The sequence below is a fragment of the Microbacterium enclense genome, assembly GCA_038182865.1.
Lineage (GTDB): Bacteria > Actinomycetota > Actinomycetes > Actinomycetales > Microbacteriaceae > Microbacterium > Microbacterium enclense_B.
The window spans coordinates 973,971-987,518 of sequence record CP116226.1; the positions used below are offsets into that span (position 1 = coordinate 973,971).

At 72.5% G+C, this 13,548-nt stretch carries 12 protein-coding genes; 10 read left to right on the forward strand and 2 right to left on the reverse strand.

The genetic code is table 11. The features are described from left to right. The first annotated feature begins 57 nt into the window (after positions 1–57). Genes PIR02_04535 through PIR02_04545 form a run of 3 tightly spaced genes read left to right on the forward strand, consistent with a single transcriptional unit; the run spans position 58 to position 4,498 of the window. A complete protein-coding gene (locus PIR02_04535; GenBank protein WZH37933.1) occupies positions 58–1,263 on the forward strand; it encodes an LLM class flavin-dependent oxidoreductase in 1,206 nt (401 codons plus the stop codon). Beyond that, positions 1,260–2,612: an NtaA/DmoA family FMN-dependent monooxygenase gene (locus PIR02_04540; protein ID WZH37934.1), complete on the forward strand. Its 1,353-nt coding sequence runs from the start codon at positions 1,260–1,262 to the stop codon at positions 2,610–2,612. The genes PIR02_04535 and PIR02_04540 overlap by 4 nt, the downstream gene beginning before the upstream one ends. Beyond that, positions 2,609–4,498, forward strand: coding sequence for an FAD/NAD(P)-binding protein (locus PIR02_04545; GenBank protein ID WZH37935.1), 1,890 nt, complete (start codon positions 2,609–2,611; stop codon positions 4,496–4,498). The genes PIR02_04540 and PIR02_04545 overlap by 4 nt, the downstream gene beginning before the upstream one ends. Before the next feature lie 168 nt (positions 4,499–4,666). Here the strand turns inward: PIR02_04545 and PIR02_04550 are convergent, their stop codons facing one another. Next, positions 4,667–5,689 carry a methylenetetrahydrofolate reductase C-terminal domain-containing protein gene (locus PIR02_04550; GenBank protein WZH37936.1) on the reverse strand — a complete coding sequence of 341 codons (1,023 nt, stop codon included), beginning with the start codon at positions 5,687–5,689 and terminating at the stop codon, positions 4,667–4,669. A gap of 108 nt (positions 5,690–5,797) precedes the next feature. Between PIR02_04550 and PIR02_04555 the strand changes: the two genes are divergently transcribed. From PIR02_04555 to PIR02_04575, 5 genes are read left to right on the forward strand one after another with little or no spacing between them, the layout of a single operon-like run. Further along, a complete protein-coding gene (locus PIR02_04555) occupies positions 5,798–6,412 on the forward strand; it encodes a pyridoxamine 5'-phosphate oxidase family protein (GenBank protein WZH37937.1) in 615 nt (204 codons plus the stop codon). A 1-nt stretch (position 6,413) separates the two neighbouring features. After that, positions 6,414–7,247 carry an FAD binding domain-containing protein gene (locus tag PIR02_04560; protein WZH37938.1) on the forward strand — a complete coding sequence of 278 codons (834 nt, stop codon included), beginning with the start codon at positions 6,414–6,416 and terminating at the stop codon, positions 7,245–7,247. Beyond that, positions 7,244–7,393 (forward strand): hypothetical protein, encoded by a 150-nt coding sequence (locus tag PIR02_04565; GenBank protein WZH37939.1) that lies wholly within the window; start codon positions 7,244–7,246, stop codon positions 7,391–7,393. Before PIR02_04560 ends, PIR02_04565 begins: the two co-directional genes overlap by 4 nt. Then, a complete protein-coding gene (locus tag PIR02_04570) occupies positions 7,390–10,263 on the forward strand; it encodes a molybdopterin-dependent oxidoreductase (GenBank protein WZH37940.1) in 2,874 nt (957 codons plus the stop codon). Before PIR02_04565 ends, PIR02_04570 begins: the two co-directional genes overlap by 4 nt. A gap of 37 nt (positions 10,264–10,300) precedes the next feature. Continuing rightward, on the forward strand, positions 10,301–11,071 hold the full coding sequence (locus PIR02_04575) for a GntR family transcriptional regulator (protein ID WZH37941.1): 771 nt from the start codon (positions 10,301–10,303) through the stop codon (positions 11,069–11,071). Between the two features lie 24 nt (positions 11,072–11,095). Here PIR02_04575 and PIR02_04580 read toward each other — a convergent pair whose 3' ends face one another. Then, positions 11,096–11,596, reverse strand: a complete 501-nt coding sequence (locus tag PIR02_04580) for a nucleoside deaminase (GenBank protein ID WZH37942.1) — start codon at positions 11,594–11,596, stop codon at positions 11,096–11,098. Positions 11,597–11,766: 170 nt separating this feature from the next. Here PIR02_04580 and add point away from each other — a divergent pair, with 170 nt between their 5' ends. Then, positions 11,767–12,882, forward strand: coding sequence for an adenosine deaminase (add, locus tag PIR02_04585; protein ID WZH37943.1), 1,116 nt, complete (start codon positions 11,767–11,769; stop codon positions 12,880–12,882). Beyond that, the gene (locus PIR02_04590) at positions 12,879–13,511 is read left to right on the forward strand and encodes a hypothetical protein (protein ID WZH37944.1); all 633 of its coding nucleotides are present in this window, start codon (positions 12,879–12,881) and stop codon (positions 13,509–13,511) included. The genes add and PIR02_04590 overlap by 4 nt, the downstream gene beginning before the upstream one ends. Positions 13,512–13,548 lie beyond the last annotated feature (37 nt).

The window sequence follows — 13,548 nt, forward strand, 5'->3', positions numbered from 1 at the left end:
ACCGGCGGCACAGTGGGCCTCTCAGCGGGACCGCCCCGCCGCGAGAGGATCCCCCCGATGCCCGACCGCATCCACCTCGCCGTCGCCCTGGACGGCGCCGGCTGGCACCCGGCCGCGTGGCGCGAGGCCACGGCCCGGCCGACCGAGCTGACGTCGCCCGCGTACTGGCGCGATCTCGCTCGCACGGCCGACGGCGCGGGTCTCCTCCTCGCGACGATCGAGGACGCCCTGAGCCTGGGCGGTCGGTCGGTCGAACCGGATGCCGAGACCCGCCGCGACCGCGCTCGCGGGCGCCTCGACGCGGTGCTCTTGGCCTCGTTCCTCGCCCCCGTCACGCGCCGGCTGGGGCTCGTGCCCACCGCCACGACGACGCACCCCGAACCGTTCCATCTCGCCACGGGACTCCAGACCCTCGACCACGCCAGTCGCGGACGCGCGGGAGTCCGGCTCGTCGCCGGCTCGACGCCCCAGGAACGCGCCAACTTCGGCCGTCGGTCCGAAGGGCCGACGGGGCTTCCCGCGTCGGGGCGCGTCGAGGACGACCCCGCGCTGCTCGCGGCGTTCCGCGAGGTCGGCGAGGTCGCCGACGTCATCCGTCGTCTCGCCGACTCCTGGGAGGACGACGCGATCGTGCGCGACCTCACCTCGGGGAAGTTCCTCGACCGCGACCGCGTGCACAAGGTCTCGTTCGAAGGGGAGTTCTTCTCCGTCACCGGCGCCTCGATCGTGCCGCGCTCCCCGCAGGGGCAGCCGCTGATCACCGCGCTCGCCCATCAGACGGTGCCCTACCGGTTCGCCGCGCAGCACGCCGACCTCGTCTTCGTCACGCCCTCCGACGCGGCGGCGGTCGGAGGCATCCGGAACGAGCTCGCGGAGGCCTCCGACGCGGTGCGCGAGATCGACGAGCCCCTGCGCGTCTTCGCCGATCTGCTCGTGCTCGTCGAGGACACCCCGGACGAGGCTGCGGCGGTCTGGGCACGGTTGGAGGAGCGCGCCGCGCTCACGACCGACGCGCGCGTCGTCGTGGGAACCGCAGACGACCTCGTGGAAGAGATCCGCGCGCTCGCCGACGCCGCGGTGGATGGCGTGCGCCTGCGCCCCGCGCGCCTCCCGGCCGACCTCGACGCGATCGTCGACCGGGTCGTGCCACGGGCGGCGGCAGCCGGCATCCTGTTCCCCGACGACGGTGCCCCCACGCTGCGCGAGCGTCTCGGACTTCCTCGACGCGCCAGTCGGTACGCCCGACAGGAGGTCGGCGCATGACCCGCCGTCAGATCCACCTCGCCGCCCACTTCCCGGGGGTCAACAACACCACCGTCTGGACCGATCCGGATGCGGGCAGCCAGATCGACTTCGACTCCTTCGCGTACTTCGCGCGAACCGCCGAGCGCGGTCTCTTCGACTACCTCTTCCTCGCCGAAGGGCTCCGCCTGCGCGAGCACCGCGGGCAGCTGCACGACCTCGACGTCGCCGGACGCCCGAACACCCTCGCGATCCTCAGCGCGCTGGCCGCGGCGACCGAGCACATCGGCCTCGTGGGCACCCTCAACACGACGTTCAACGAGCCGTACGAACTCGCGCGTCAGCTCGGAACACTCGACCTGCTGTCGAACGGCCGCGCCGGATGGAACGCCGTGACCAGCTCCGACGCGTTCCACGGAGCGAACTTCCGTCGCGGGGGCTACCTCGACCACGCCGACCGGTACGTGCGGGCCGCGGAGTTCGCGAGCCTGTCGAAGGCGCTCTGGTCGTCGTGGCGCGACGACGCGGTCGTGGCGGATGCCGAGACCGGGGCGTTCTTGCGCGAGGACGCCATCGCCCGGGTGCGGCACGAGAGTCGCCTCTTCGACGTCGACGCGGTGTTCGACGTCCCCCGCTCCCCGCAGGGCCGCCCCGTGATCGTGCAGGCGGGGGACTCCCCCGACGGCCGCGATTTCGCCACGGAACACGCCGACGTCATCTTCTCCCTGCACACGGAATTCGCCGACGCGCAGCAGTTCTACCGCGACGTGAAGGGGCGTCTCGCCGCCCACGGGCGCGACGAGGACTCGCTGAAGATCCTCCCCGCGGTCACCTTCGTGCTCGGCGACACCGCCGAGGAGGCACGCGAACGCTCCCGCGAGATCGCCCTCGCCCAGGTGCGACCGCAGACCGCGATCACCTACCTCGAGCAGATCTGGAACCGCGACCTCAGCGGATACGACGCCGACGGCCCTCTTCCCGAGGTGGAGCCCGACACGGGCGTCGAGACCGCCCAGGGCTTCGCGGGCCGCCACGCCGCGATCCGTGCGCGCGTCAGCCAGCTGCGTGCGCAGGCCGACGCCGAGCATCTCAGCATCCGCGAGCTCGTCATCCGCCTGACCGCGAAGCACACCTTCGTCGGGACGCCGGAGCACGTGGCATCCGAGATCGACCGCTACGTGCAGGAGCGGGCGACCGACGGATTCACCGTCGTCGGGCACGTCACCCCGCACGGCCTCGACGAGTTCGCCGACCGCGTCGTGCCCCTGCTGCAGGAGCGCGGGTCCTACCGTCGCTCGTACGACGAGGGCGCGACGCTGCACGACCTGCTGGGGCTGCCGCCGGTTGCGGATCGGGTCGCGGTGTCATGACCGACCTCGTGATCGTCGGCGCGGGACCGCGTGCGGTGATGCTCGTCGAGCGCCTGCTCGCGCGCCGCACCCGCACAGCGAGCTCGCCGCTGAACATCACGCTCGTCGATCCGTACCCGCCCGGGGCCGGACGCATCTGGCGCCGCGCCCAGTCGCCGCTGCTGAAGCTGAACTCCATGGCGCGCGACGTCACCGTCTTCACCGACGAGACCTCCACGATCGCGGGTCCCGTGCGTTCGGGACCCTCCCTCATCGAGTGGGCCGAGCGCGTGCGCGACGGCCGCATCCCCGACGCGCAGATCGACGATCCCGACCTGGAGGCGGAGCTGCACGCGCTGCGCGGCGACAGCTTCCCCACGCGTCGTCTGCAGAGCACGTACCTCGACTGGTTCTGGCGACGTACTGTCGCCATCGCCCCGCCGGGAGTCGAGGTGCAGTGGCGATCGGGCACGGTGCAGTGGGTCGACGACACCCCCGAGGGGTACGAAGTGGCCCTCGACGACGGCATCCGCCTGCCCGCCGACGTCGTCGTGTACGCGCTCGGACACAACGGTCGCGAACCGGTGGGCGAAACCGTGGAACTGATCGAGGCCGCCACACGCGCGGGCCTCGTCTACGTGCCCCCGGCGTTCACCACCGACGCCGACCTCTCGGTGCTGGAGCCCGGGGCCGACGTGATCGTGCGCGGCATGGGACTGGCGGCGGTGGATGCCATCGTGCTGCTGGCCGAGGGGCGCGGCGGCCGCTTCGTCCGGTCCGCCGACGGGTCGCTGCGGTACGAACCGTCGGGGAAGGAGCCCCGCTTGCACCTCGGCTCGCGCCGAGGCGTGCCCTATCGCTCCAAGGTGTCGTCGGAGCTGCGGGGAGACGCGCCCGCGCGCGAGGTGCTGACCCCGGCCGCGATCGCCGCCCTGCTGGCGCGACCCGGTCCCGTCGACTTCCTCGACGACGTGTGGCCGCTCATCGCCCGCGAACTGGTGTGGGGCCATTACCGGGAGCTCTTCACCGGGCACCCGGAGCGCGTGCTCGTGCCCTGGGATCGGTTCCGAGAGACGCTGCGCGAGGTCGACGGAGACACCGCGGCTCTGCGGCGCGCCGCCGCCGAGGTCGTGCCCGATCCGCTCGACCGCTTCGACGTGCCCGCGCTGGATCTGCCGCTCGCCGGTCAGACGTTCCCGAATCCGCGCGAGGCGCACGAGCGTGTGCGTCGGCACATCGTCGACGATCTGCACCTGCGCACCGCGCCCGAGCGCAGTACCTCGCAGGCCCTGTTCCTCACGATCCTGCTGTCGTTCCTCGCGCTCGCCGACATCCCGACCGACCGCTGGAGCGCCCGGTCGCGCGCGGTGGACCTGCCGGTCACGTGGCACACCTTCTTCAGCTACGTCGCCTCGGGTCCGCCCGCGCATCGCCTCGAGGAGATCCTCGCCCTGGCCGACGCCGGGGTCGTCCGCTTCCTCGGCCCCGACGTGTCGGTGCGCGTCGAGGGTGAACGGTTCGTGGCGTCGTCCCCGCGAGTCGGTGGAGAGGTCGTCACGCGGGCGCTCGTCGACGCGTGGCTGCCCGGGACCGGGGCCGCCGCGAGCGACAACCCCGCCCTGCGCGAGCTCGCCAGCCGCCACGGCCGCGAGGTGCAGGTGAGCGACCACACCTTCACCGGCTCTCTCGGCCGCATCGACGTCGACCCCGACGGCCGGGTGATCGCGCGCGACGGCACGCCGCACGCGCGTCTCTTCGCGATCGGCCCGTTCACCGCCACCACCGAGGCAGGGGCCTTCACCCGCCCCCGGTCCGACTCGCTGTCGCTGCGTCAGACCGACCGCGTCGCCGGGGCCGTGGCCGAGGCGGTGGCGTCCGCGGAGCAGGCCCGCGCGTTCTCGCGCTGAGCCGCGCGGGGCCAGCGTTGAGTGTCCAGAACACCCGGACGCAACCTCGGGGGCGTCCGGGTGTTCTGGACACTCAGCGCCGCGCGGCGCGTCCCGGCGGCGCCCGGCGCTGGACACCCAGCCCCGCGCGGCGCGTGCCCGCAGCGCCCCGCGGCGACAGGGCGCGTGTCAGCGCAGGCGGCGGGCGACCTCGGCCATCGCCTCGGCGAACGACTCCTCGGCGCCCTCCCGGCCGCCCGACAGATTCACGCCGACCACTCCCGGGATCGCGAGCATCTCTTCGGCGAGCGCGACGGCCAGCGCGATGCCCTCGGCCCGCGGATCGGTCGCGGATCGTACCCGGTCGAGGAACCCGTCCGGCAGCACGAGGGTCGTGAACGATTCCAGCAACGCGGCCGAGGCGTGATCGACGACGACGGGCACGCACGGGATGTACAGCGTCTCCGTCGCGACCTCGTCGATGAACCGCCGCACGGGTGCCGCCCCGCCCGCGTGGTTGACGAAACAGACATCGGCGCCGGCCGCGAGCTTCTCGCGCAACCGGGCTGCGCGGCGCTCCACGGGCGGGGCGGCGGGAGAGGCGGCGACCGACACGACGTGCCCTGCGGCCCGCGCGAGAGCCGTCGCCTCGGTCGAGTCGAGGTCGAAGACGGGAGCCGCATCGGGCCGGTGGCCCGTGCGCGTGTGGTCGCCGGTGACGCAGTGCACCCCGGCCACTCCCTCGACGGCGAGCGCGGCGAGCTCCCCCTCGATCGCGACGCGGTTGCGATCGCGCATGTTCAAACCGCTCCACACGCCGAGCCCCCGTCGCTGCAACAGGTGCGCGCGGTACGCGGGAGGAAACTGCACCCGTGCGCTCCCCGCGTCACCGGCGAGAACGGCATCCACCTCTCCCGCGAGAACGGCGGCACAGGCGTCGATGGATGCCACGCTCACCGCGCGCGCCGGGAGGTCGGCCACGACCCACGCGCGCGTGCCGAGGGTTGCCAGAGTGTCGGCGGCGGCCGCGGTGCGGGGCGACGGAGCCGGCACCGACGCACGGTCGATCCCCGTCCACGGCACCGTCGGTCGGTGCAGGAACGCGCAGCGGTGGGCGGCGTCGATCTCGCACGAGCCGTCGAAGCCGACCCCGCCGCAGGGGCCGTACTCCATGCGCTTCGGGCACGCGTCGATGAGGGGCAGCGAGCTCATGGCCGGGAGTGTACGGAGCGTGTGTTTCGGCGAATGTTCATGGCGGCAACATCGCCGAAACGCGCGCTGCCTACGCTCGGCGGTACCCGCAGCATCCCGGAGGCACCCATGATCACGGCCGGCACCACCTTCGGTTCCGACGTCGACGCGACCGACGCGCTCGTCGACGACCCCCTCGCGTTGATGGTGCAGTGGCTGCCGTCGCACGACAGCGAGCTGCGTCCCCTCGCCGCCCTCTCGACCATCGGGCTCGACGGCATCCCGTCGTTGCGTCACGTTCTCGTCAGCGACAGGGATGCCGCGGGCCTGACCTTCCACACCGACCAGGCCAGTGCGAAGGTCGCCGAGATCGCAGCGAACCCGGTCGCCGCGATGGCCGTGGCGTGGCCGGAGGTCGGCCGCCAGCTCGTCGTCCGCGGAATCGTCGAGCGGGTGAGCACCGCGGAAGCGGCGGCGGTGTACCGCCAACGGTCGCGGTACCTGCAGCTGCTCGCCTGGCTGAACACCCGCGAGAACGCCCATCTCGACGCTCCCTCTCGCCAGCACCTGTGGGCCGAGTTCGACGCGGCCCACCCGACGCTCGACCCGCCGCCGCGCTGGGTCGGCTTCCGTCTGCGCCCCCTCACCCTGACGTTCTGGCGCGGCGACCCGATCGGGCAGAGCACGCGCCAGCACTACACGCTCGACGACGGCCGCTGGTCGGGGCAGATCCTGGCGGGCTGACATGGACATCACCACCGTCACCTCGTACCGCGCGGCCCGCACCCGCGCCGACCTCGCGCTCGCCCCCGGCGAGGTCGTCATGGCCGGAGGCACGTGGCTCATGAGTGAGCCGCAGCCCGCGACCACCGGCTTCGTCGACCTCACGACCCTCGACTGGCCCGACCTCGAGGTCAGTGCGGCGGGCCTGCGGATCGGCGCCACCTGCACCATCGCACGCCTGCTCGCGTGGGCCGAGTCCGAAGCGCCCGCGGAGTGGACCTCCCTTGCGCTCGCGCGCCCCTCCGCCGATGCCCTGCTGGCATCGTTCAAGATCTGGAACACCGCGACGGTGGGCGGCAACGTCTGCCAGGCGTTCGCCGCGGGGGCGATGATCGCCATGCTCGCGACGCTGGATGCCACGGCCCTCGTCTGGACGCCCGACGGCGGCGAGCGCGAGATCGCCGTGGCCGAGCTGGTCATCGACAATCAGGCGACCTCGCTCGCGCCCGGAGAGATCGTGCGCGCCCTCGACGTGCCCGCCCACGCGCTGCGCTCGCGTGTCGGGCTGCAGAAGATCGCCCTCGCCGAACTCGGCCGATCGGGCGCGGTCGTGACGGCACGCGTCGACCCGGACGGGGCAGCGGTGTTCGTCGTGACCGCCGCGGTGCGTCGGCCGCGCGTGCTCCGCTTCGCGCGCGTGCCGGGTGCCGGGGAGCTTCGGGATGCCGTGGCCTCCGCCACCGACTTCTACACCGACCCGCTCGGCAGCGCCGACTGGCGGCGAGGGGTGAGCATGGTGCTCGCCGAGCGCCTGCGCGCGGGGTTCGCGCCGCAGCCGGCGGAGGGTGCCGCGTGACCGCCGCCTCCCGCGCCGCCGTCGACGTCTCGCGCTCCGGAGGAGCACGCGCGGACGCGCCGTCCGGCCGACGGCACACAGCGGGATCGACCATGTTCTCCGGAGCCCGGCACCGGGTACCCATCCGCGAAGAGGGAGCCGCGTGAAGTTCGAAGTCAACGGGGTGCTGGTCGAGGCCGAGCCCCGCGCGGGTCAATGCGCGCGCACGCTGCTGCGCGAGAGCGGTCACGTCGAGGTGAAGAAGGGCTGCGACGCGGGCGACTGCGGCGCCTGCTCGGTGCTGCTCGACGGTGAGCCGACGCACTCGTGCATCGTGCCCGCGATGCGGCTGGAGGGCCGTGCGATCACGACGGCGGCGGGGCTCGCCCCCGGCGACGAGCTTCATCCGGTACAGGAGGCCATCGCCGGCGGCTTCGGGTTCCAGTGCGGCTTCTGCTCTCCCGGCATGAGCGTCACGGCATCCACTCTCACCGCCGATGACCTCCCCGACCTCGACCGCCGGATGAAGGGCAACCTCTGCCGGTGCACGGGCTATCGTCCGATCCGCGAGGCGATCCGCGCGTCGGTGCTGGGGCCGGTGCGCGAGACCGGCGCCTGCGCGGCGCCCTCCCCCGGCGAGACGCGCGAGGTGCGCGCCGATTCCCTCCCCTCGCGACCGTGTGGCGCGACTCATCACGGAACGGACCGGCGAGAGGAAAGCGGGCGCGTCGGGACCTCCGTCGTCCCCGAGGCCGCGCGGCGTATCGTCCAGGGTCGCGAACCGTTCACGTTCGACGAGCCCGTGCCGGGCGGCCCCCCGCTCGTGCTGCGCGTCGTCACCTCTCCGCACGCCCACGCGCGCATCGTCTCGATCGACACGACCGCGGCCCTCGCGATCCCCGGTGTCGTCGCCGTCTTCACGCACGAAGACGTCCCCGACATCCGCTACTCCAGCGGCCGACACGAGCACCGCACCGACGATCCCGACGACACCCGCATGCTCGACGACGTGGTCCGCCACGTCGGCCAGCGGGTGGTCGCCGTCGTGGGAGAGACGGCGGAGGCGGCGGATGCCGGATGCCGCGCGATCCGCATCGAGTACGACGTGCTGCCCGCCGTCTTCGACCCCGAGGACGCGCGGCGACCCGGCGCTCCCCTGCTGCATCCCGACCGCACGCCCGACGAGCGGGTGATGGATGCCGCACGCAACGTCGTCGCCGGTTTCCACGAGGGGTTCGGCGGTGACGTCGACGCGGCGTTGGCCGCCAGCCACACGACCGTCACGGGCGAGTGGCGCTCCGCCCGGGTGACGCACGCGGCGCTCGAGACGCACGGCGCGGTCGGCTGGCTCGACGACGACGGACGCCTCGTCATCCGCTCGTCCACCCAGGTGCCGTTCCTCGCCCGCAACGAGCTCGCCCACATCTTCGCCCTCGAGCCCGATCGCATCCGCGTCTACGCCACGCGCGTCGGCGGCGGCTTCGGCGGCAAGCAGGAGATCTTCACCGAAGACCTCACGGCCCTGGCCGTGCTGAAGCTCGGGCGCCCGGTGGCGTACGAGTTCTCGCGCACCGACCAGTTCGTGCGCGCCTCGCTGCGGCATCCGATGCGCGTCCGGGTCACCCTCGGATCGGATGCCGTCGGCACCCTCACCGCGATGAAGCTCGACGTCCTCAGCGACACCGGCGCCTACGGCAACCACGCCATCGGTGTGCTGTTCCACTCGTGCGCCGAATCGACGACGCTCTACCGCGTCCCGGTGAAATGGATCGACGCGGAGGCGGTCTACACGAACAACCCGCCCTCGGGAGCCTTCCGCGGGTACGGCCTCGGTCAGGTGGTGTTCGCCGTCGAGTCGGCGATGGACGCGCTGGCAGAGGAGCTCGACATCGACCCCTTCGACCTGCGCCGGATCAACGCCGTCCGCGAGGGCGACCCCCTGCACCCCGATACCGACGAGAAGTACGAGGAAGACCTCATCTGGGGCAGCTACGGCCTCGACCAGTGCCTCGATCTCACGCAGGACGCACTGCGGCGCGGCAACGGGGTGGACGCCCCTGCCGGCTGGCTCGTCGGTGAGGGCATGGCCGCGGCGATGATCGCCACGATGGCTCCGCGCGGGCACATCGCCCACACGACCGCGACGCTTCGCCCCGACGGCACCTACCTGCTGCGCGTCGGCACGGCCGAGTTCGGCAACGGCACCTCCACGGTGCACCGGCAGATCGCCGCGACCGTGCTCGACGCGGCCCCCCAACGCCTCGAGTTGTGGGCCGCCGACACCGACGCCGTCCGCCACGACACCGGGGCCTTCGCCTCGGCCGGCACGACCGTCGCGGGCAAGGCGCTGCACGCGGCGTGCACGGTGCTGCGGCGGCGGATGGTCGCGATCGCCGAAGAACTGGCGGGAACGGATGCCACGACCGGCGCGGGCGAGGGGGCGGCGGAGCTCGTGGCATCCGGGGTCCGTGTCGGGGGCACGGTCGTGTCGTGGGAGCGGATCATCGCGGCGGCGCCCGCGGACTTCCGCGACGACGACGGACTCACCGCCGACGGTGCCGAGTTCGGCGACCTGCGTTCGCTCGCCTTCAACGTGCATGCCGCCCGCGTGGCTGTCGACCCCGAGACGGGCACGGTGAAGGTGCTGCAGTCGATCCAGTCCGCCGATGCGGGCGTGGTCATCAACCCGGCCCAGTGCCGCGGTCAGATCGAGGGTGGTGCCGCCCAAGCCCTCGGCGGTGCGCTCTACGAAGAGGTGATGCTCGAGAACGGCGTGGTGCAGAATCCCGTGTTCCGCACGTATCGGGTCCCGCAGTTCGCCGACGTCCCCGACACCGAGGTGTACTTCGCCGAGACCGACGACACCCTGGGTCCGTTCGGCGCGAAGTCGATGAGCGAGTCGCCGTACAACCCCGTCGGTGCCGCGATCGGCAACGCCGTCTCGCGCGCGCTCGGGCGACGCGGGTACGAGCTGCCGTTCTCTCGCGACCGCGTGTGGCGTCTGGCCGCGGGCCCCGATCTCGCGGGCACCCGCTAGCGTGTGACCGACGGCCCCCGTCGATCGAAAGGCTGCCGTGACCGCGTTCCTGCCCCTGCCCCGGCCCCGCGCCGAGGGGGAAAGCCTGCGGGTGCAGCATGGTCTGCTCCGCTACGTGCGCGAGGCCGCGGCATCCGGTTCGCCCCTCCCCGGGGAGCTCGACCTGACCGCCCGACTGGGGTGCACGCGTCAGCAGTTGCGCCGCGCGATGGCGGCGCTCGAGGCCCAAGGGATCGTGCGGCGCCGCCAGGGTTCGGTCACCACCGTCGATCCCATCGCCCTGCGCCTCAGCGTGCGTCTGGAGGAGCAGTTCGAGCACACCGAACTGCTGGACCGCCTGGGGTACCGGGCCGAGGTCGAGACGCTCTCGATCCACCAGATCGAACTCGGGGCCGAGTCCGGGGCGGCGATGGAGCTGGGCGCGACCTCTCCCGCACTGGCCGTCCGCAAGCGGTGGCGGGCCGACGGCACGGTGGCGATGATCGCGGACGACGTGGTGCCGCTGGAGAACGGGATGCCGGACGACCCCGAGGAGTCGGTCTTCACCGTCGCCGCCCGCGTCTGGGGCGAGCCGATCATCTGGGAGGTCGCCACTCCGGGGGTCTCGACACTCGATGCCGAGCTGGCAGAGCTGTTCGAGCGCCCCGTGGGTACCCCGGTCATGACGCTGGAGGTCATCGGCATCGGTGCGAGTGGCCGCCGCCTCCTGCACAGCCGCGAGTACCACGACCCGACCCTGGTGTCGTACGCGCTCGTGCGCACGGTGCGACCGCCGTGGGGAGGGGCGGCGCGCGCACCGCGCACCTGATCGCCCGCGGCACGTCGGGACCGCTCAGCCCCAGAAGCCCTCGTGCGCCCGCGCGGCCTCGTCTTCGAGCAGCGGACCGATGACCTCGATGGGCCGCTGACCGCGAGCGAACACCTCGCGGCAGGGCAACGAGAAGGTCGGGTTCTCGGGGTGATCGCCGGTCAGCACGAGGAGGCGCTCCTCGGACAGCGCGTAGACGACGCGGTCGATGCCGCACCAGTACGCCGCACCCGCGCACATCGCGCAGGGCTCCGCGCTCGTGTACAGCGTCGTGCCCGCCATCGCCTCGGGTCCGAGCACACGGAAGGCCGCCGCCACGGCGCGCAACTCGGCGTGCTGCGTCGGGTCGCCCTCCGGGGGGAGCGAATTGTTGCCGGCGGAGCTGACGATCTCTCCCGACGCAGTCGCCACGAGGGATCCGAACGGGTGGGTGCCCGCCTCGCGAGCGTGTTCGGCGAGAGCGATGCTCTGCCGGAGCAGGGCAAGGTCGGCGGGAGGAAACGACAGGGTGTCCTCGGTTGTCATATGTCTCCTTGTGAACAAGTACTACGTCAGATTTGAACGTGACGGTGAATTACCCCACGATCATGCCAAAGCATTTCTCCAAAGTTACAGATGTCGAAAGCTCCTGCGACGACTTGTCAACAAGTGCCGCGACCTGGCTAGCCTGCGAGACAACCGAACGAAAGAGTTCCATGTCCCGAGACTCCTCCCCCGCGCGCATCGACGAGGCGGCGATCCGCGCTCTGCCCAAGGCGGAGGTCCACGTCCACCTCGAGGGCACGTTCGCGCTCGCCGACATCCTCTTCCTCGCGAAGGAGAACGACGAACACCTCCCGGGTCCCGCCGCGTCCCTGTTCGACATCACCACCCACGACGCCTTCGCCACCCCCGCGGTGAGCACCGGGGGCGGCATCGGAGCGGGGGCTGCGGGGCTGAGCGGCTTCCTGCGCTTTCTCGACTGGCAGTGCGGGCTCGTCCGCACCCCCGCTCAGGCGGCGCGTGTGGCGTACTCCTTCGCCGCCCGTCAGAGCGCGTCCGGGGTGCGCTACTCCGACGTCATCGTCAATCCCACGCACTGGAACGCCTGGCGGGGCCGCGAGGTCGCGCTCATGCGTGCCCTGGCCGCCGGCTTCGACGAGGCCGAACAGGATGGCCTGTGCGCCGTCGGCATCGCCTACTCGCTGCTGCGCGGGCAGTCGGCTGCCTCCGCGGTCGACGCGGTCGACGACCTCGCGGCCGCCCGCCCCGACCGTGTCGTCGCCCTCTCGATCGACGGCGACGAGATGGTGACCGGGCGCACGGGAGAGAAGTTCCGCGAGGCGTTCGACCGCGCTCGCGCGGTCGGCCTGCATCGAACCGTCCACGCCGGCGAGTCCAGCGGCCCGGACGGCGTGTGGGACGCGCTCGACCTCCTGCACGCGGAACGCATCGATCACGGTGTGCGGGCGGTCGAGGATCCGGCGCTGCTCGCGCGTCTCGCGGCGGACGGCATCAGTCTCGGCGTCTGCCCGCGTTCGAACCTCACGCTCGGCATCTACCGATCGTGGGACGAACACCCCCTGCCGCGTCTGCTCGCCGCCGGCGTCGCGGTCACCCTCAACACCGACGACCCCGCCCCTCTGGGTTCGTGCCTCGAGGCGGACTGGGCGGTCACCGCGCAGCAGTACGGCTTCGACCACACCGACCTGCTCGGGTTCGCGGCGCGCTCGATCGAGGCGTCCTTCGCCGACGATGACCGCAAGGCCTCCCTTCGAGCCGAACTGGCTCAGGTCCACGCCGCACCGACCGCGGGAGCGCTGTCGTCGTGATCCGATCGCGCCTCGCCGTCGTCCTCGCCGTCGTCGCCGGCGCGGTGATGGTCGGCGCGGGCGGCGCAGCCGTGGGAGCCGCGCAGGAGCGCGAGCCGCTCACCGTCCCCCTCGCGGATATCGTCGCGGCCTGGCCGACGGGCTTCGAGGTCGAGGGGATGAAGTCGGAGCCCCTGTACACCGAGCACATCCGCATCGAGCGCGACCACGACGATCTGCGCCTGCGCATCGAGGTCGTCGGCCAGGGCGACGAGGCGTTCGGCACCCAGGAGAGCGCGGTTCGCCTCGGCGATGACGGGACCGTGACCTGGACCTCCGGCTGCACCAAGACGGCGAACGCGTGTGCTCACGACACCGAGCTGCGCGGCTTCCTCTCCACCGCCGCCGTGCTCGCCCTCGCCCGAGCCGACCGGCTGCCGCCGGAGGGAGTGGTGCGAGACGTGCACGGCACCGACGCGGTGTGCGTCGACGATGAGGCCCTGCACCCCGACTCCCCCGCGCCGATCGTGCGCCTCGACCCGTGCTTCGATCTCTCCACGGGCGCTGTGCTCGCGCACTGGTCGCCCGACAGCGCCGCGTTCGTCGGCGCAACGCTCGCCCCCGGCTTCACCGTCTCGTCCCGCCCCTGACCACCCGTCGCCTCCGTCGCACCCGACATCACCCGAC

Coding starts and splice junctions, on each gene's coding strand:
- PIR02_04535 (WZH37933.1), top strand. CDS start 58: ATGCCCGACCGCATCCACCTCGCCGTCGCCCTGGACGGCGCCGGCTGG.
- PIR02_04540 (WZH37934.1), top strand. CDS start 1,260: ATGACCCGCCGTCAGATCCACCTCGCCGCCCACTTCCCGGGGGTCAAC.
- PIR02_04545 (WZH37935.1), top strand. CDS start 2,609: ATGACCGACCTCGTGATCGTCGGCGCGGGACCGCGTGCGGTGATGCTC.
- PIR02_04550 (WZH37936.1), bottom strand. CDS start 5,689: ATGAGCTCGCTGCCCCTCATCGACGCGTGCCCGAAGCGCATGGAGTAC.
- PIR02_04555 (WZH37937.1), top strand. CDS start 5,798: ATGATCACGGCCGGCACCACCTTCGGTTCCGACGTCGACGCGACCGAC.
- PIR02_04560 (WZH37938.1), top strand. CDS start 6,414: ATGGACATCACCACCGTCACCTCGTACCGCGCGGCCCGCACCCGCGCC.
- PIR02_04580 (WZH37942.1), bottom strand. CDS start 11,596: ATGACAACCGAGGACACCCTGTCGTTTCCTCCCGCCGACCTTGCCCTG.
- add (WZH37943.1), top strand. CDS start 11,767: ATGTCCCGAGACTCCTCCCCCGCGCGCATCGACGAGGCGGCGATCCGC.